At 31.0% G+C, this 16,973-nt stretch carries 18 protein-coding genes; 9 read left to right on the top strand and 9 right to left on the bottom strand.

The features are described 5' to 3' along the window. Nucleotide 1: 1 nt before the first annotated feature. Nucleotides 2-889 (top strand): Ppx/GppA phosphatase family protein, encoded by an 888-nt coding sequence (locus ACFSSE_RS11530; protein WP_379044755.1) that lies wholly within the window; start codon nt 2-4, stop codon nt 887-889. Between the two features lie 52 nt (nt 890-941). Here the strand turns inward: ACFSSE_RS11530 and ACFSSE_RS11525 are convergent, their stop codons facing one another. Together ACFSSE_RS11525 and ACFSSE_RS11520 are read right to left on the bottom strand one after the other, a co-directional pair. Next, nucleotides 942-1,700, bottom strand: coding sequence for a DUF3050 domain-containing protein (locus ACFSSE_RS11525; protein ID WP_379044758.1), 759 nt, complete (start codon nt 1,698-1,700; stop codon nt 942-944). Nucleotide 1,701: 1 nt separating this feature from the next. Further along, nucleotides 1,702-2,208: an iron-containing alcohol dehydrogenase gene (locus tag ACFSSE_RS11520; protein WP_379044761.1), complete on the bottom strand. Its 507-nt coding sequence runs from the start codon at nt 2,206-2,208 to the stop codon at nt 1,702-1,704. A 180-nt stretch (nt 2,209-2,388) separates the two neighbouring features. Between ACFSSE_RS11520 and ACFSSE_RS11515 the strand changes: the two genes are divergently transcribed. From ACFSSE_RS11515 to hemF, 3 genes are read left to right on the top strand one after another with little or no spacing between them, the layout of a single operon-like run. Then, nucleotides 2,389-3,612 (top strand): MFS transporter, encoded by a 1,224-nt coding sequence (locus ACFSSE_RS11515; protein WP_379044764.1) that lies wholly within the window; start codon nt 2,389-2,391, stop codon nt 3,610-3,612. A 6-nt stretch (nt 3,613-3,618) separates the two neighbouring features. Further along, on the top strand, nt 3,619-5,397 hold the full coding sequence (locus tag ACFSSE_RS11510; RefSeq protein WP_379044767.1) for a chloride channel protein: 1,779 nt from the start codon (nt 3,619-3,621) through the stop codon (nt 5,395-5,397). Then, a complete protein-coding gene (gene hemF / locus ACFSSE_RS11505) occupies nt 5,397-6,305 on the top strand; it encodes an oxygen-dependent coproporphyrinogen oxidase (RefSeq protein WP_379044770.1) in 909 nt (302 codons plus the stop codon). The genes ACFSSE_RS11510 and hemF overlap by 1 nt, the downstream gene beginning before the upstream one ends. A gap of 2 nt (nt 6,306-6,307) precedes the next feature. Here the strand turns inward: hemF and ACFSSE_RS11500 are convergent, their stop codons facing one another. The 4 genes from ACFSSE_RS11500 to ACFSSE_RS11485 form a co-directional block, all read right to left on the bottom strand. Then, nucleotides 6,308-6,973 carry a helix-turn-helix transcriptional regulator gene (locus ACFSSE_RS11500; RefSeq protein ID WP_379044773.1) on the bottom strand — a complete coding sequence of 222 codons (666 nt, stop codon included), beginning with the start codon at nt 6,971-6,973 and terminating at the stop codon, nt 6,308-6,310. Nucleotides 6,974-7,393: 420 nt separating this feature from the next. Then, on the bottom strand, nt 7,394-8,140 hold the full coding sequence (locus ACFSSE_RS11495) for a DUF3575 domain-containing protein (protein WP_379044776.1): 747 nt from the start codon (nt 8,138-8,140) through the stop codon (nt 7,394-7,396). Nucleotides 8,141-8,246: 106 nt separating this feature from the next. Beyond that, nucleotides 8,247-9,182, bottom strand: a complete 936-nt coding sequence (locus ACFSSE_RS11490; protein ID WP_379044779.1) for a hypothetical protein — start codon at nt 9,180-9,182, stop codon at nt 8,247-8,249. A gap of 5 nt (nt 9,183-9,187) precedes the next feature. Continuing rightward, on the bottom strand, nt 9,188-10,516 hold the full coding sequence (locus ACFSSE_RS11485) for an MBOAT family O-acyltransferase (RefSeq protein WP_379044808.1): 1,329 nt from the start codon (nt 10,514-10,516) through the stop codon (nt 9,188-9,190). Nucleotides 10,517-10,840: 324 nt separating this feature from the next. Between ACFSSE_RS11485 and efp the strand changes: the two genes are divergently transcribed. The 5 genes from efp to ACFSSE_RS11460 all read left to right on the top strand — a co-directional run bounded on the left by efp (nt 10,841) and on the right by ACFSSE_RS11460 (nt 15,012). Then, nucleotides 10,841-11,401 (top strand): elongation factor P, encoded by a 561-nt coding sequence (gene efp / locus ACFSSE_RS11480; RefSeq protein ID WP_379044781.1) that lies wholly within the window; start codon nt 10,841-10,843, stop codon nt 11,399-11,401. Between the two features lie 261 nt (nt 11,402-11,662). After that, a complete protein-coding gene (locus ACFSSE_RS11475; protein WP_379044784.1) occupies nt 11,663-13,156 on the top strand; it encodes an NAD(P)H-hydrate dehydratase in 1,494 nt (497 codons plus the stop codon). A 122-nt stretch (nt 13,157-13,278) separates the two neighbouring features. Beyond that, on the top strand, nt 13,279-13,470 hold the full coding sequence (locus ACFSSE_RS11470; RefSeq protein WP_379044787.1) for a hypothetical protein: 192 nt from the start codon (nt 13,279-13,281) through the stop codon (nt 13,468-13,470). Nucleotides 13,471-13,995: 525 nt separating this feature from the next. Further along, complete coding sequence (locus ACFSSE_RS11465; protein ID WP_379044790.1) at nt 13,996-14,625, top strand: SatD family protein; 630 nt, start codon at nt 13,996-13,998, stop codon at nt 14,623-14,625. 9 nt (nt 14,626-14,634) lie between these two features. Continuing rightward, complete coding sequence (locus tag ACFSSE_RS11460; protein ID WP_379044793.1) at nt 14,635-15,012, top strand: hypothetical protein; 378 nt, start codon at nt 14,635-14,637, stop codon at nt 15,010-15,012. Nucleotides 15,013-15,187: 175 nt separating this feature from the next. Here the strand turns inward: ACFSSE_RS11460 and ACFSSE_RS11455 are convergent, their stop codons facing one another. The 3 genes from ACFSSE_RS11455 to ACFSSE_RS11445 form a co-directional block, all read right to left on the bottom strand. Next, nucleotides 15,188-15,577, bottom strand: a complete 390-nt coding sequence (locus ACFSSE_RS11455; RefSeq protein ID WP_379044796.1) for a type II toxin-antitoxin system VapC family toxin — start codon at nt 15,575-15,577, stop codon at nt 15,188-15,190. Further along, nucleotides 15,565-15,789, bottom strand: a complete 225-nt coding sequence (locus ACFSSE_RS11450) for a hypothetical protein (RefSeq protein WP_379044799.1) — start codon at nt 15,787-15,789, stop codon at nt 15,565-15,567. The genes ACFSSE_RS11455 and ACFSSE_RS11450 overlap by 13 nt, the downstream gene beginning before the upstream one ends. A gap of 293 nt (nt 15,790-16,082) precedes the next feature. Beyond that, nucleotides 16,083-16,562: a DUF559 domain-containing protein gene (locus ACFSSE_RS11445; RefSeq protein ID WP_379044802.1), complete on the bottom strand. Its 480-nt coding sequence runs from the start codon at nt 16,560-16,562 to the stop codon at nt 16,083-16,085. Nucleotides 16,563-16,973: the final 411 nt, after the last annotated feature.

The following is a 16,973-nucleotide window of genomic DNA, read 5'->3' as shown; positions in this document are numbered from 1 at the left end:
ATTGAGATACGCAGCAATAGACATAGGTTCAAATGCAGTTAGGTTATTAATTGCAGAAATCACTAATAATGATGGTGTTATTTCTTTCAAAAAAAACTCATTAATTAGGGTTCCGTTAAGATTAGGCGACAATGCTTTTTTAGACCATAAAATTTCTGAAAAAAAATCGGAAGAATTGGTTAAAACCATGATTGCTTTTAAAAATTTAATGGATGTTTATAAAGTTGAAGATTATATGGCTTGCGCTACATCTGCATTAAGAGAAGCCGAAAATGGGCCAGATTTGGTAAAGCTGATTAAGGCTAATGCTAATTTAGATTTAGAAATTATTGAAGGTCAAAAAGAAGCTAATATTATATATGCCAGTCATATTGAGCAAACTTTAGATCGTAAAAAAAACTATTTATACATTGATGTAGGCGGTGGTAGTACAGAACTATCAATTTTTGCTGAAGGAAAACCTGTTGCCTCAAAATCTTTTGATTTGGGTACAATTAGGATATTAGATAATCAGGATAAAGAAGAAACTTGGGATTTAATGAGAGAATGGGTTAAAGTGGAAACCAAGAACTACAAAAATTTAATGGGTATTGGTACTGGCGGAAACATCAATAAGTTATTTAAATTATCAGAAGAAAAGGAAGGAAATTCTTTGAGTTATATTAAACTTAAAGCTCAATATGATTATTTAAACTCTTATTCATTAAAAGACAGGATTAACATTTTGGGTTTAAATCAGGATAGGGCTGATGTAATTATACCAGCTTGCGAAATCTTTTTAACGGTAATGAAGTTGGCGTCAATAAAACAAATACATGTGCCTAAAGTAGGTATGGTTGATGGTATTATTCAAGTTTTGATTGAGAAAAACTTTCCTCTTAACAATTAAGTAAATGGATCACATTAGGGATGCTTATATGATCCATTTTTTGTTAAATAATTTATAAGGCTACTTCGATAGCATCCCAAAGTTTTTTCCTCAATATTAGCGCTTTTTTTGATGCGGCCATTGCTTCCACCCAGTGTTGAGGGGTTTTACACAAACTTTGAGTCATCTCTAATGCTAAATGACTATGGTGGTCTCCATCAACTTCAATATGTCTTTCTAAATAATATTTAAACTTAGAGATTTGATTAGGAAAGTTATGGTATAAATCTTTAACTATTGATAAAAACATAGCGGGAATTAAATCTTCTCTGCCATAGGTAAATACAGCAGCTTGCAAGTATTCTTTTTTACTTTCTATAATTTCAAAAGTAAAGCTTACAAAATCTGTAATTGCTTTGTTTAAACCCGCAGTTTTAAATGCTAAATTTAAATTGCTATTATTTTTTAATGCTTCTGTAAACACATCTATTTCTTGAGTAGAGGCAGCACTTTGCTTCATCGCTTCCAAATATAGTTCAAAATGGCTTTTTCTTATTCCTTTTTCATCTACATCCGATTCTTCGCCGGCTACAATCTCATTAATAAGGAAACGTGTATTTGCATCACCCTTCGGGAACCAAGGTACTTCAACGCAAGTCAGATTAATTTGCAAAGATTTTAAGAGGGACATAAAATCCCAAACAGCAAAAACGTGATATTCCATAAATAGATTTAAATCTTCTATGGATTTGATTTTTTTGTATAAAGAATGGTTAATTAATTCAGCTCTATAAACTTCTAACTCTTTGGTAATTGATTCTTCTAATAGCATTTTAATATTCGAAATCTGTAAATAATGTTGCTGGTTTTATTTCAGCATAAAAATTGTGTAAATCAATATTTTTATTTTCAAAATTCTCATCAGAATCCGATTTAATATTGATAATAGGGAGAGCTGTTATTGATTCTAGTACTTCATTCTCATTTATTTGTTCAACATTGGTGTAAAAACCATGTGCTATAATTTTCGCAAAACACGTTAATTCATCATTTCCAATTGCAATAATAAGCTCAGCAACATTATCTTTTGCCAGCTTAACAGCTTTTTGTTGTTCTTCTATTAGATTTTCGGTGTTTAAACACTCATAAGTAATGTGTGCAATTCCACGTATATTTAACAAAGAAATTACCCTTGCATACAATCCAATTTGCTTAATCCTATTTTCAGAAAAAACAATCAATGCTTTATTACCTAATAGTAAGCACTCATCGCAAAGCTGCTCTAAAACATCTTTACCTGCTAATATTTTTGTATGGTTTTTTCTAAAACTGGATTCCATAATTGTAATAACCAACAAACGCTTAAAAATGTTTAATAGTTTGTGATTTATTTTAAATAAGATTGATGTTTTTTTTACAATTTGCAACATATTATTTGAATATAGCTTAACAAAGACGTGATTTACTTTATGTAAATTTTGTATTAATTAAAAACTATAATTTTATTACCCACCTTTTTTATGGAAAAAGAACAATCAAACAAAAACGTTGTCATGTTAATTATAGTGGCCTCATTAGGCTATTTTGTAGATATATATGATTTGGTATTATTTTCTGTAATACGTGTACAAAGTTTAAGTGGTATTGGCGTGGCTGATGATGAACTCTTAAGTGTAGGGGTGAAATTAATAAATGCCCAAATGATTGGGATGCTAATTGGCGGTGTTTTATGGGGTGTTTTGGGTGATAAATTAGGCAGATTAAAAGTTTTGTTTGGATCAATATTAATGTATTCTTTGGCAAATATTGCTAACGGATTTGTTACGGATGTAAACACTTATGCAATTATCAGGCTTATTGCTGGAGTAGGTTTAGCTGGCGAGTTAGGTGCTGGTATTACCTTAGTTGCAGAAAGCATGAGCAAAGAAAAGCGAGGTTACGGCACCATGTTGGTTGCTGCAATTGGTTTGATGGGGGCTGTAGTTGCGGGTTTAGTAGGCGATAAATTTAAGTGGCAAACGGCTTATTTTATTGGCGGTGGCATGGGTTTAGCTTTATTGGTGCTGAGGTTGGGTGTAATGGAATCTGGGATGTATAAAAACATAGCACATAAAAATGTATCAAAAGGAAATATGTTAATGTTATTTAATAATTGGGGAAGATTTAAAAAATATATTAATTGCACATTAATAGCCCTACCAGTTTGGTTTGTGGTAGGTATATTAATCACATTTGCCCCCGAGTTTGGTAAAGCTATGGGTGCAACAGAACCGCTTTCTGCTGGCAAAGGAATTTTATTTACCTATATCGGTATTTCCTTAGGAGATTTGTTAACTGGTTTCTTAAGTCAGATTTTTAAAACAAGAAAAAAAATAGTGGTTATTTTTCTTTTTGCAACGCTGTTTAGCATCTTATTATTTCTTTTTTCTAGAGGAATTAATGCCAATACCTACCATTGGATATGTGTTCTTTTGGGTATTTCTACCGGATTTTGGGTAATTTTTGTTACTATTGCAGCAGAGCAATTTGGCACAAATTTACGTTCTACAGTTACCACCACAGTGCCAAATTTTATTAGGGGTTCTGTGGTTTTAATAACATTATGTTTCGAATGGTTAAAATCTCCATTTGGCATCATCAACTCGGCATTAATTGTGGGTATAGCTACTTTAGTAATAGCCTTTATTGCTGTTTATAATTTAGAAGAAACCTACGGAAAAGATTTGAATTACATTGAAGAGTAAATTAAAATGAAATATTTCAGGCAACATCAGCTTGTATTAAAATTTGTTTATAATCATTTAAGCAAAGGTCAGTTTTTAATTTTATCGGGAATATTGGTGGGTTTTTCTGCTGGTATAGCTGCTGTAATATTAAAAATGGTGGTTCATAAAATCCACGTTTTAATTAACCAGCAATTAGAAGTTTTTGAATACCCTATTTTAAACCTTTTTTTACCATTAATAGGTATTTTAATAACTGTATGGGTTGTTAAAACTTTTCTTCAAGGGCGAGACGGAAAAGGTGTTTCAAATATTTTACTAGATATTTCACAGCGTTCGGGCGTTACTGCAAAATCAAAAATGTATTCTCAAATGATTACCAGTGCCATTACTGTTGGTTTTGGTGGTTCGGCAGGTTTAGAAGGCCCTATTGCTGTAACTGGCGCTGCTATTGGGTCTAATTTCGCTCGTACTTACAGGTTAAGCTATCGCGAAAGAATTTTACTATTAGCATGTGGCTCTGCTGCTGGTATTGCTGCGGTATTTAATGCGCCAATTACAGGCGTAATGTTTGCAATTGAGGTAATTTTAGTGGGTGTAGTTTTTTCCGATTTTATTCCCTTAATAATAGCGGCCGTTTGCGGTGCGCTTTTATCTAAAATTATTTTAGGGAATGATATCCTTTTTGATTTTAATCAGTTAAAAGATTTTGACCATAATAATGTACCTTTTTATTTGCTATTAGGTGTTTTATGCGGTTTAATTTCTGTTTATTTTGCAAGAACAACCCATAGAGTCGAACATTTTTTTTCTCACCAATTAAAATGGAATGCCTACAACAAAGCTTTGTTTGGAGGTTTAATTATAGCTATTTTATGTTTTGCATTTCCCCCTCTTTTTGGAGAAGGCTATGGAAGTGTAAAATCATTAGCATCTGGCAATCCTCAAGAAATTTTAAAAGGTAGTTTCTTTTATTCAATAGGTTATAACGATTGGATGTTGATACTTTTTGTAGGTTTAATTTTTTTAATGAAAGTTTTTGCTACCTCTATAACACTTGCAAGCGGCGGTAGCGGTGGTAATTTTGCACCTTCTTTATTTACAGGCGCATTTTTTGGTTTCTTTTTTTCAACTGTTATTAATAAACTTACTTTCTTAAACCTACCAGTTAGCAATTTTACTTTGGTGGCCATGTGTGGGATATTAAGTGGCGTAATGTATGCACCTTTAACAGGGATTTTTTTAATTGCCGAAGTAACCGGAGGGTATGAGTTAATTATCCCGTTAATGTTGGTTTCTACAAGTTCTTATGCAGTAGCAAAAGTGTTTGAACCCTACTCAATGGATGTAAAACATTTAGTTGCAGGTAAAAAAATATTTACAGAAGATTATGATCAAAATATTTTAAGCTTAATTAAATTTCACGAAATAATAGATACTGGTTATGAGGTTGTTTATGAAGATAGCACCCTGCCCGAACTTTTAAAAGTAGTAAGGCAATCAACCAAGAACATTATAGTTTGTAATAACCACCAAGATAAATACCAAGGTTTTATTATTTTTGATAAAGTACGTAAAGTATTATTAGACCCAGAAATGCAAGCCAAGCTAACCGTAAAAGAGCTAATTTCTAAAACAAAATACCAAGTAAACGTTAACGATGGTATTGATGAAATAATTTCGAAATTTGATGAAGCAGATTTGTGGTACATGCCAGCTTTTGAAAATGGTGATTTTATTGGTTTTATTTCAAAAACCCGTTTACTATCCGCATACAGAGATAAATTAAAACAGACGATAAGTTAATGTTAGATAAAAATATAATTGCCCAAGATTTTAAAGCCATACAACAAAGTACAGTTAATGCTTTAACAGATTTAGATGGTGGTGCATTGTTCGAAATTGAAGCATGGGAACGCCCAGGTGGTGGTGGTGGCGAAAGTAAAGTATTACAGAACGGAAAATTAATTGAGAAAGGTGGCGTAAATTTTTCTGCCGTTTATGGTAATTTGCCAGAAGCAATTAAAAAAGCATTTAAAACAGACCAAGAAGAGTTTTTTGCTACTGGGGTTTCAATTGTATTACATCCGCATAACCCTTGGGTTCCAATTATACACATGAATATTCGTTATTTTGAGATGCAAGGTAACGGAAACGAAACTTTACGTTGGTTTGGCGGTGGGATAGATGTTACTCCTCATTATATAAACAAAGAAGATGTTACTAATTTCCACCAACATTTAAAAGGTGTTTGCGATGGCTTTAGTAAAGATTTTTATCCAAAATTTAAAACCTGGGCAGATGATTATTTCTTTATCAAACACAGAAATGAAACCAGAGGAATTGGCGGTATTTTTTATGATAGGCTAACACCAGAAAGTACAGGTTTAGAGTGGAACCAAATTTTTGAGTTTTCTAAAGCTATAGGTAATTCATTTGTGCCAATATACACTGCTTTGGTTAAAAATAACAGAGAAAAAACGTTCACGTTAGAAGAGAAACAATGGCAATTTCAGCGCAGAAGTAGGTATGCCGAGTTTAATTTAGTCTATGATTCCGGAACAAAGTTTGGCTTAGAAACTGAAGGTAGAATAGAGTCTATTTTAATGAGTATGCCACCAATGGCATCTTGGGTTTATGATTATAAAGCTAAACTTGGTAGTTTAGAATTTGAAACGTTAAGCTTATTAAAAAAAGGTGTTAATTGGGCTTAAGGTTAAATTAAATCAAAAGCCCTTGCATATTTTGTAAGCTCAAAAAAAGATTTTGTGCCTAATTTTTTTCTAATATTTTTTCTATGAGTTTCAACTGTTTTTGAAGATATAAATAAATGATTTCCGCATTCTATGGCACTTTCTCCTTTTGCTAAATGCTTTAATATTTCTATTTCCCTTTTTGTAAGACTTAAATAAAGTTCTAACTTTTCTTTTAAGAAGTTATTTTCCTCTAATAACTTGGTTGCTTTATTGGTAAGTCTATGCATGGTATCAATAGGTATAGATTGGGTGATGAGTAAAATTGGTGAATTGTTATCATCCCTCAAAAAAATCTTTGCACTCGTCATGTGCCATGTTAAGTTTTTTTGTTTATTGATTCTAACTTGTTGAAAAAAAGAAACACTTTCTTCATCATTATTATTTTCAAATAATGAAAGTATTTTTGGAGTATAATCTTCGGCGTCTTCTTTATTAAAATAACGAGATTGATAAACTTCTGGAGGCAATTTGATTAATTCATCTAAAGTAATACCCAATTCTTTCAAACCCTTATCGCACATCCAAAGTACAGATCCGTCAATTAATTTATGAATCATTGTTACGCAAGGCAAAGTATTAGCTATACTAATTACCTCATTTAATTTTAGCGCTATCTTATCTTCCAAGTTCAATTTGTTATTATTTTGTGTAGCTAAAGTCTGTAAATTTTATTAAAATTTCTACCCGTATTTGGGTATTTGTTTAAAATACCCACTTGGGGGTATTTTGTCAATTTTAAATTGACACACTTTTGAAGAAAAAAAATATAATGTTTTAAAAAAAAGAAAATGGAACGGATAGTTACACTTTTAAGATATTTATAACGGTACAACTACAAGTTTAACTTCAACAGCTACTTATAGCTATAATGATGGGTTTGATGCAAGTGGTAAAGCGACCAAAGCCACTAGTAAATTTGTAAATAGCTACGGTTCAAATAATAACTATACAAGTACAAGTAATTACACTTTAATATTATTGCTAAAGAATTTGTGCTTCTTAAACAAAAAAAGCAACCTTATTTGATTGCTTTTTTTGTTTAAATTTTAAAACCTATAACCAAGCATAATTCCTCCTTTTAAACCTCCCCAAGGTCCATCCACTTTCATATTAACTCCAGTTGAATTAACTGTTATTTCTTGCTCAACAAACGGGATTTTAAAATCTTCAAGATCATCTCTTAAAGCATCTTGTTCTTGTGTGTTTAAGTTCTTTCTTCCGTTAAAATCTCCTTTAGAACTGCCAAATTGAGGCCCGAAATTAAAATTGAGATGTATATGTTTTCCCATTCTAAATTGCACACCTATTTCCAAACCTCCAGTTATAGTGGTTAACTCACCATCTAATGGTATTATTTCCTCAGTTCCATTTACGTCGAAATTAAAATCGCCATTGACTTTATAATTAGCAAACCTTGCAAATGGAGCTAAATAAAAGCCCTTAAAAATATCTTTACCGAAATAAAATTTTATTTGAGGTGTAAATGCTTGGTTGCTAATTTCGAAGCTATTTAATTGCTTACTTGTTTCAGGGTCATCAATTAAGTTATCTATTGTACCTTGTAAAGGAATTCCGCCTTTAGGCATCAATCTAAAACCAAAACTAGCAGCTGTTTTTCTACCGATAGCTCTTTCATATTCTAAGGCATAGGTCCTAAGTGCTAAAGCTGGTAAGTTGATTTTAATCAAGTTCTTATGCCCATGAATAACTTTTGAAGAATCAGATTTTATTTCTGCATTTACTGATAACGCAAATAAAATAAGTAGAGATAAAATAATGTTTAATTTTTTCATGTTATATAGTTTAATTTTACCTCAAAAGTAAATTTAATAACATTTAAAACCTATACGCATAAGTGGGTATTTTATCAATTGATAAACCCTAGTGATATATGAAAATTTAAAAGAACAGCTGTTTTTTAGCAATTACCGGCTTTAAATCCTCAATAAATAATAAAGTTCTTTTTTCTCTGCCTTTAGCATTCAAATGATAAATAGTATCGTAAAAATTATCATCGGTAAAAACATACCTATCAGGAGAATTAAGCAATTTTATTTGTGGTAAATTCTCTTTTATTTTAGTATTTAACTGTAAAATTCGGTCTTTGTTTTTACCAACAAATTCTGACGATGGGTAACTTGGATAGGTGATGTAAACTTTTACATTTTCAGCTTCACAAAGCTCATAAAAGTCTTTTAAAATACTGAAACTGTTATTTGTTTCTAAAAGTCCAATAGGCTGCCTGTCAATTAGTTTTTGCAAAGAAGGTTTGTTTAAATGCCCAATATTATCGCCATACTTATTAAACATTTTTCTGTTAAAAACAGAGTCTGTTTTAAAATCTTGCTCTTCAAAATATTTTTTAAATTTTTCATAACGAGCCTCAAATAACTCTAAAGGATTAAACTGGTAATACTCTTTACTTTTTGGGTAAATTTCTTGTGTAAATTGAATTAAATCAATGTCAGGTTCAAAACCATCAAGGTATAGCGGGTATTCTAAATTCAATATTACAATATCTCCACTTTTAATTAAAGAGCTTACCTCATTAATCATAAACTTTAAACTTAAACCTGCATGTAAGCCTAGGTTAGCCACTTTTACGGGTAGTTTTTGCTCAATTAACTCGCAATTTAGTCCAAAAGCTAAGTTAGAGCCACCAACAAGTATCAGTCTATTGCTATCAATGCTATTTAATCTATTTTCTTTATCAATAATTGCAGCTAAATAATCAGTTTCTTTATGATACTTTCTTTCAAATTTTGAAGAGAAATAAAAAACTGCGGTTGCAAGTATAGCGGTAAATAAGAATGACTTTAGGAAAAACTTTTTCATCGCTCTTAAAATTGAAAATATATAAATTGTTTGCTATCAAACACTCCGTAAACCATAATTATGAATATAAAAGCAAAATAAACTGTCCACCTTACAGCTACTGGAAAATTTAAAAACCTAGTAGATATTTGATATTTTGCTTGTAAATAATGTACGGTTTCTAAAAACACAATTAATACAATAGGCCAAACTTTATTGGTGCCTAAATATTCAAAAACTGGTTTTCTATTTATAATATCTATACACATTTGTGGAAAGCCATTGTAAATATTTTTTATAATGTAGGTAGCAATTTGCAAGTTATCTGCTCTAAAAAATATCCAAGCAAAACTGACCAATAAAAAGGTGGTTAATGTGGGCAATAAAGGTATTTTATCTAAGTTTAATGTATTGCTAAGGTTATTTCTGAACTTACTGGTTAAAGAACCAAAAATAATGTAAAATCCATGTAATGCACCCCAAATTACAAACGTCCAACTTGCGCCATGCCATAAGCCGCTTACTAAAAAAACAATGAATGTGTTTAAATACCAACGCGGAATAGTTACTCTGTTACCACCTAAAGGGAGGTATAAATAATCTTTAAACCAGGTAGATAATGATATGTGCCACCTACTCCAAAACTCCTGAACGCTTTTTGCATGGTATGGGCTGTTAAAATTATTCATTAATTTAAAACCCATCACTCTTGCGGCACCAATTGCCATGTCAGAATAGCCAGAGAAATCACAAAATATTTGAAAAGCAAAAAATATAGTAGCTATTATTAAACTTGAAGTTTGATGCTCTTGCGGATTATTATAAACGGTATCAACTATAATTGCCAGCCTATCTGCAATCACTACTTTTTTAAACAATCCCCAAAGCATTAAGCGTAATCCGCTGGTAACTCTGGCATAATCAAAATCATATTTCTGCCTAAATTGGTATAGTAAATTCTGCGGACGTTCAATTGGTCCAGCAACCAATTGCGGATAAAACATTACATAAAGAGAATATATTCCGAAATGTCTTTCTGCTTTTTCGTGGCCACGATAAACTTCTATAGTATAACTCATGGCTTGAAAAGTGTGAAAAGATAAGCCAACCGGTAAAAGTATTGACAAATAGGGGATAGGGTTATCTAATCCAAACCCATGCATTAAAAAAGAGAAATTATCGTTTAAAAAATTGTAGTATTTAAAAATGGCCAATACTCCAATGTTGGCTACTAAACTTGCCACAAGCCACATTTTTCTTTTTTTACCCTCTGCGTTTTCTATAAAAATACCAGCGTAATAATCTATAACAATAGTAAAACCTAAAATTAGAATGTAAATTGGCACAAAGGCCATGTAAAAATAACAACTGGCTACAAGCAATAAAAACCACCTTTTATTATAAGGTAAAGCAAAATAAAGCGTGGTAACAATTATAAAAAAGAATAAAAATTGGTAAGAGTTAAAAAGCATATTCTTTCTTGCAGATTACTTATTGATTTATATTCAAAGATATAATTTATAGTTTTTTTTAAAAGCTTTAATTAAAATTTATAGTTTAAACTATAAATTTTTTATGAATACAATTTTATAAATAAAATTATAGATAATTATGTAGCTATTTTGTGTTTGTACGGAAGCATATATTACCTACTTTTGCAACCGAAAGATATTACAATTATGGCAAAAGCTGGAGATTTAAAAACAGGTAACGTAATTCGTTTTAATGGCGAATTAGTAACAATTGATGAGTTAATACATCGTACCCCAGGTAAAGGTGGCGCATTTTACACTGGTAAAATGAGAAGCATTAAAACCGGTAAAATTATTGAGTTACGTATGCGTACAGATGAAGAGGTTGATATTTGTAGAGTAGAAACAAGTGACTATCAATATCTTTATGAAGATGGAGATTATTTTGTAGTGATGGATAATGTAAGTTTTGAGCAATTTAACGTTCCAAAAACTTTGTTTGGAGATTCTGCAAGATTTTTGAAAGAAGGAATGAATGTTTTAATTTCTATGGAAAGTGAAGAGCCAATTATAGCAAAAGCACCTAATAACGTAGAATTAGAAATTGTTTATACAGAACCTGCTGTTAAAGGTGATACTTCAACCAACGCATTAAAAAACGCAACTGTTGAAACAGGAATTGAAATTAAAGTGCCTTTATTTGTTAACCAAGGAGATAGGGTAAGGGTTGATACAGCAACAGGCGCTTATATTGAACGAGTTAAATAATTATTCTATAAGCCGAATCGGATTATCCAATTTATTAAATTATTAAATTGGATAATCTGGTTTTAAGAAAATAACAAAAGAATTTCTGTACAGTCTTTCGACTCTTAAAAATAGAATTCATTTTCTATACCATATTATAGATATTGCTCCCAACAACATCTTTTTAAGATAATGCAGAATAATTAACTCCTAATTATAAGTAATTTAATTTTTTAAAATATATTTAGCATAGAATTTGCGCTAAGCAATAAAAATAAACCTATGCTAAAACTACTAACTGCTCTTCAAACTCGCCAAGCCGACGATTATACCATCGTTAACGAACCTATACTCTCTTCTGAGTTGATGGAAAGAGCCGCAAAAGCTTTCATTAAAGTTTTTCTCGATAGATTTCCAGATCGTAAAAAGCATATTCTAATTTTTTGTGGAAAAGGAAATAACGGGGGAGATGGTTTGGTAATTTCCAGAATGCTTTTTGATGAAGGTTACCACCATGTACATACTTACATTGCAGATTTTTCTGAAAAGCAAAGTGAAGATTATTTGTTGAATTTAGAACGTTTACAGCAAAAAGATGTCTCAATATTTTACATCAACCAAGCTGCTGACTTGGAATTTATTGAGTCTGATTTAATTATTGATGCTTTATTAGGTTCTGGTTTAAACAAAGCTTTACAAGGCGAGTGGGAAAAACTAGTAAAAAAAATAAATAAGTTTTCTGGCTTTAAAATAAGCGTTGATGTACCAACTGGTTTACCTTGCGAAGGAGAGTTGCTGAGCGAAGCAATTATAAAGTCAGATTTAACCATTGCGTTTCAGCGCCCAAAACTTAATTTTTTATTGCCAATATCTAGCCCTTACATAAAAGAATGGAAGGTGGTAAATATTGGTTTAGATGAAAATTTTATACAAAGTACTTCTTCGCCTTATTTCTGGTTTTGGAAAGCCGATATACAAAAGTACATTAAGCCAAGGCAAGCATTTGAACATAAAGGTTTATTAGGACACGCTTTAATGGTTGCTGGCGCCGATGAAACAATAGGCGCTGCTTTGTTATGTACAGAAGCTTGCCACAGAAGTGGTGCTGGTTTAACAACTGCTTTAATTCCGGAAATGGGCTTAAGAGCATTAAACGCGAGAGTACCAGAGGCTATGTATTTTTCAAGAAATAATTTAGATAAAATTGATTGGCTAAAATATGAAGTAATTGGTATTGGGCCAGGTTTGGGTGTTTCAGAAGAATCTTCTAAATTATTAAATGAAGTATTAGCTAATTTTAAAAAACCTATTGTAATTGATGCAGATGCCATCAATTTATTAGCTCAAAATCATCAATTGATGAAATTGATTCCTCAAAAATCTGTTCTTACACCCCACATGAAAGAATTTGACCGTTTATTTGGTACACACGATAGTTGGTGGGAACGCATAGAAACTGCTTTAAAAAAATCAGTAGAACTTAAAGTTTATATCGTTTTAAAAAACAGATATACCATGATTTTTACACCAGAAGGAATTTGTTATTTTAATTCTTCAGGTTCGCCAGCAATGGCTAGTGGAGGAATGGGCGATGTTTTAACAGGAATGATTACAAGTATGATTGCCCAAGGTTACGCGGTAGAAAAAGCGGTTCAATTAGCAGTTTTTAGTCATGGTTACGCTGGTGAACAGTTAGCGCATAAAATGTATGTAGTGCCAGCCTCAAACTTAATTAAACAAATTCCTTACATATTAAGGGAGTTAATGGTTAAATAAAGTTGAACGAATGTTTATATAGTTTACAATAAACTATATATCTTCTTTATTTTAAATAGATTATATGCTTTGGCTGATGTTTTGTAATAAGTTAACTCAATTTAAACTTAAGTTTTAACATCATGGAAAGAGCAGAATTAGAATCAATAATGAAAAACATTAACCATCAACAACATTCTTCTATTTTAGGTGGTATGCAGGCTGAATATGAAGAATTAGAGCTTTTAGGTTATATAAAAATTAATTGGGAAGAGACCGATAAATTAACAGCTGTAATAACCGATAAAGGCAGAGCTTTTGTTGCTTCATTGTAGAAAGTGTTTGCTAGCTTTATTCTTAAATATGTAATTATATGCTGCTGTAAAATTGAACAGAATGTAAGATGAGACGGCGTATTATTACCTTCGTTTCCAACGAGCGTAAGTGTGATAGTTGGTGTGTTTATTACGTTTCTTTTGGTGAATCCTTTTCACGCGTCGTTTTAGAATGCTCGGACACTCGGGTTTAATTTTACTTTAATCATTCTTACAGGAAGCTTTTCGCAAATTGGTTTAGGCTGATTAGAAATCCTTTTTATTTTGATTTCTAAATGAGCAATGCTAACATTTCGTAAAGGATGAATTTTTAATGAATTTCATCACCAAGTTTCGGAAGTAATCCTAATTTCTCATCCTTAGGAAACTAAGATTGGATTTCTATGGAGTTTCTAAAAATAATTATACTAAAATAATATCATTTTTATTTCACAAAAATGGAAATAATACTATTTGTTTCACTTTTAATGAAATTTATATAATGATTTCATTATTTTTGACATAACATTTATAAGCATATCATTAATGAAAGATTACATCATCATCATGGCAGATATTGTTGATAGCCGAAAAGCCAATCAAAAACAATTGATGAGCTCATTTAAAAAGGTGATTGACGAGGTTAATATAGACGAGAAGGATTTATTATTATCTCCCTTAACAATTACGTTAGGAGACGAGTTTCAAGGCATTGCCAATAATGTTGGTTCGGCAGTAAAGCTGTTGTTTACTCTACAAGAAAAAATTATTAAAAACAAAACTAGGTTTAGCTTAAGATATGTAATACTCGAAGGCAGAATAGACACTCCAATAAACCATGAAATTGCCCATGGAATGCTGGGTGAAGGCTTAACAAGTGCGAGAGAAATTTTAGAAACAAACAAAAACAACAGCGACAATTATTATTTTAACCTTAAAAATAAAGAGCAAACAGAAGCTTTGTTAAGTGCTTTGTTAATTTATCAAAGTATAGTGGAAGGCTGGAATTTAAGTAGGGATGAAGAATTGATTATAGAATTTTTAGAATTGGATGATTATAAAAAAGTAGCTGAGAAATTAGGTAAAACAAGGTCTCAGATTTGGAAACGCAGAAAAAGTTTGCAAATAGAGGAATACCTTTCTGTAAAAAAAGTAATTAATTATATTGCAAAATAATTATTTACTATGAAAATCGTTTTAATCATCATCTTCATTATGCTGATCAGTGAAATTGTGCTGGCATTTTTGTTTTCGCTTGTAGCACAGTTTCTTTATAAAAAATCGCAGATAGATTTAAAATCGATTGTTAAAGGTTTAACTGAAAGACTGTTTTTAACAATTTTTATGTTCAATAATCTACCACATGCCATTACTTTTTTTAGTGCTTTAAAATTAGCTACAAGGTTAAAACATGAAGAAAGCAATAAAGGAGATACTGAGAAATTTAACAGCTATTATTTGATTGGGAATTTAATCTCGGTTACTGTAGCACTATTTTACGTTTGGATTTGGAACCATGCTGGCGATATTGATAGCGGCTTGTTGAGATTTTTCGGGAATTAGTATTCCAAAATTTGTTAAAAGTCCCAAGAGTAACGCTACTTATTACAACCTTTCGCTTGTTTGTGACTAGTGCTTAAAATGGAATTTCGATTTATCGAAATTATAAAGAGTTTAAAACTCTTTTGTATTATTGAATCCGATTCACGCTTCGCTTAAGAAATCGACAGTTGGGTTTCTAACTTTTTAGAATAACTAAATCTTCAATTCTTTCGAAGTGTTTAATATTTAAGGTGGCAATCTTTAAATTGTTTGTGATTGCAGTTGCCGCTATAAATAAATCGGCTATATCAATTTGACAATGTTTTCTTTTTAATTCGGTATTTATAACTACAGCTGCTTTTGCAACATTAGCAGTTAAAGGTAATACTTCAATCTTTTCTAGAAATTCATTCCAAAAATCATTTTGTAATGAATTAGCTCCAACATAAATCTCGTAAACTGTAATTGCGGAAATTTTAAAAATAAAACCTTGTTTAACTAAGCTCAATAATGTTGAATTTGCTTTATCGGTTTTTATGAAGAAATCAATAAGAATAGATGTATCGACTAATATTAGCTTCTCCATTGATTAATTTCAATCCTTGCATCAGAAACCTTATTTAATTCTTCTTGAGAAAAAGTAGGGGCACTTAAAAGAAAATTTTCAAGATCAGAACTTTTAGAAACAGTTTTTTTTCCTTGTTCAACTTCGCTTCTCAGCTTCTCCCATTTTTGTTTTGGGAGTTGTTTAACAATTTGAACTAATTGTTTAAAATCGATGTCTAAATGAAGTTCCATAATCAAATTTAATGTTTTATTTCAATTTTTGTGATGAATAGAGCGGGAATTTTATTCCGTTGAATTTAGAAGAACCGTTTTGAATAGGAATTTTTATTTTTCAAAGTTCGTTTTTACTTAGTCATTGCTGATGATGATAAAAAAAATCTCAATATAAGGTTAGACAGATTGCAAATGCTTTTTTCAAAGCTATTTCAAGGATTAATATTTCATTTTCCGGACAGAGTCCTGATTTTCATGTTTAGATTTCAGTGACCGCTGAAAAAGCGAACACTGAAACCAGAGTGGGTCGACTAAATAATTGCAAATTCTTCTTTGAAAAGATAAGTTTTTCTGAAATCTGAATTTGCCATTCTTTCAGCTTCGTCTCTAGTCCATAAGGATGCCGACATATAGGATTTAAGTTCTACTCCAGTAACTATATGATCAATAACATTTTGAATTGTTAAATAGCATTTTTCTATATTTAAACAAACCTGTTCTTCAGTAAATCGTATTACTGGCCAATTGCTTTTTGTAAAATAATTATTTCTTTCTGAATCAATAATATTATCGATCCAGTGTGTTGGTTCTTTTGATTTATATACGTAAGGTTCATCGATCTCTATGTCAATAATAACACCTTTTGCTTCTATTACAATATCTGGGAAGTAATCGCAATAAATGTGAGGATAACAATAGTCTAAGATATTGAGACTTCTATCTTTTAAATACTTTTTCAGGCGTTCCTCGGTATAACCTTTTGTTGGTAAAATTTTGTCTCTGTTTATCAAATATTCGGATTTGATTATTGAAGAAAATATATCGTTAAAATATAATTCTTTCTCGTTTGAGAACCGGATTTTAAGGTTTTTAACCTCAGTCTCATGATTTTTATATTCCTGATTATATGTATTTAATTTACCACTAAAAATTGCAAAATCGTAGTCATAACGTTGTTTTTCAGTGAAGTAAGAGTTCTCCTTATTGGCAGAAATGGATTTCGTTTCATCTTTAATTTCAAATAGATTATAAATTAAAATAGCCGTAAAGAGTAATATTATAAAAACATTGTCCTGTGAAAATCTCAGAAAAAAGTTATAAAGTAGGATAGGAATTAAAATTAAATAGAAGTAAGATCATAACTGTCCGAACAAATAATATACAAAAAAGGCCTGTATAATTCTAATTTTGAGTTGCGAAAC

It is taken from the genome of Pedobacter alpinus (genome assembly GCF_042684645.1).
GTDB lineage: Bacteria > Bacteroidota > Bacteroidia > Sphingobacteriales > Sphingobacteriaceae > Pseudopedobacter > Pseudopedobacter alpinus.
Note: the sequence above shows the minus strand (reverse complement) of the source record. Positions and strands in the feature narration are given on the sequence as shown.

Excerpts from the sequence above, each read along its gene's own strand:
- ACFSSE_RS11525 (WP_379044758.1), bottom strand. The coding sequence starts at position 1,700 with ATGCTATTAGAAGAATCAATTACCAAAGAGTTAGAAGTTTATAGAGCT.
- ACFSSE_RS11520 (WP_379044761.1), bottom strand. The coding sequence starts at position 2,208 with ATGGAATCCAGTTTTAGAAAAAACCATACAAAAATATTAGCAGGTAAA.
- ACFSSE_RS11515 (WP_379044764.1), top strand. The coding sequence starts at position 2,389 with ATGGAAAAAGAACAATCAAACAAAAACGTTGTCATGTTAATTATAGTG.
- ACFSSE_RS11510 (WP_379044767.1), top strand. The coding sequence starts at position 3,619 with ATGAAATATTTCAGGCAACATCAGCTTGTATTAAAATTTGTTTATAAT.
- hemF (WP_379044770.1), top strand. The coding sequence starts at position 5,397 with ATGTTAGATAAAAATATAATTGCCCAAGATTTTAAAGCCATACAACAA.
- ACFSSE_RS11495 (WP_379044776.1), bottom strand. The coding sequence starts at position 8,140 with ATGAAAAAATTAAACATTATTTTATCTCTACTTATTTTATTTGCGTTA.
- ACFSSE_RS11490 (WP_379044779.1), bottom strand. The coding sequence starts at position 9,182 with ATGAAAAAGTTTTTCCTAAAGTCATTCTTATTTACCGCTATACTTGCA.
- ACFSSE_RS11485 (WP_379044808.1), bottom strand. The coding sequence starts at position 10,516 with ATGGCCTTTGTGCCAATTTACATTCTAATTTTAGGTTTTACTATTGTT.
- efp (WP_379044781.1), top strand. The coding sequence starts at position 10,841 with ATGGCAAAAGCTGGAGATTTAAAAACAGGTAACGTAATTCGTTTTAAT.
- ACFSSE_RS11475 (WP_379044784.1), top strand. The coding sequence starts at position 11,663 with ATGCTAAAACTACTAACTGCTCTTCAAACTCGCCAAGCCGACGATTAT.
- ACFSSE_RS11470 (WP_379044787.1), top strand. The coding sequence starts at position 13,279 with ATGGAAAGAGCAGAATTAGAATCAATAATGAAAAACATTAACCATCAA.
- ACFSSE_RS11465 (WP_379044790.1), top strand. The coding sequence starts at position 13,996 with ATGAAAGATTACATCATCATCATGGCAGATATTGTTGATAGCCGAAAA.
- ACFSSE_RS11460 (WP_379044793.1), top strand. The coding sequence starts at position 14,635 with ATGAAAATCGTTTTAATCATCATCTTCATTATGCTGATCAGTGAAATT.
- ACFSSE_RS11455 (WP_379044796.1), bottom strand. The coding sequence starts at position 15,577 with ATGGAGAAGCTAATATTAGTCGATACATCTATTCTTATTGATTTCTTC.
- ACFSSE_RS11450 (WP_379044799.1), bottom strand. The coding sequence starts at position 15,789 with ATGGAACTTCATTTAGACATCGATTTTAAACAATTAGTTCAAATTGTT.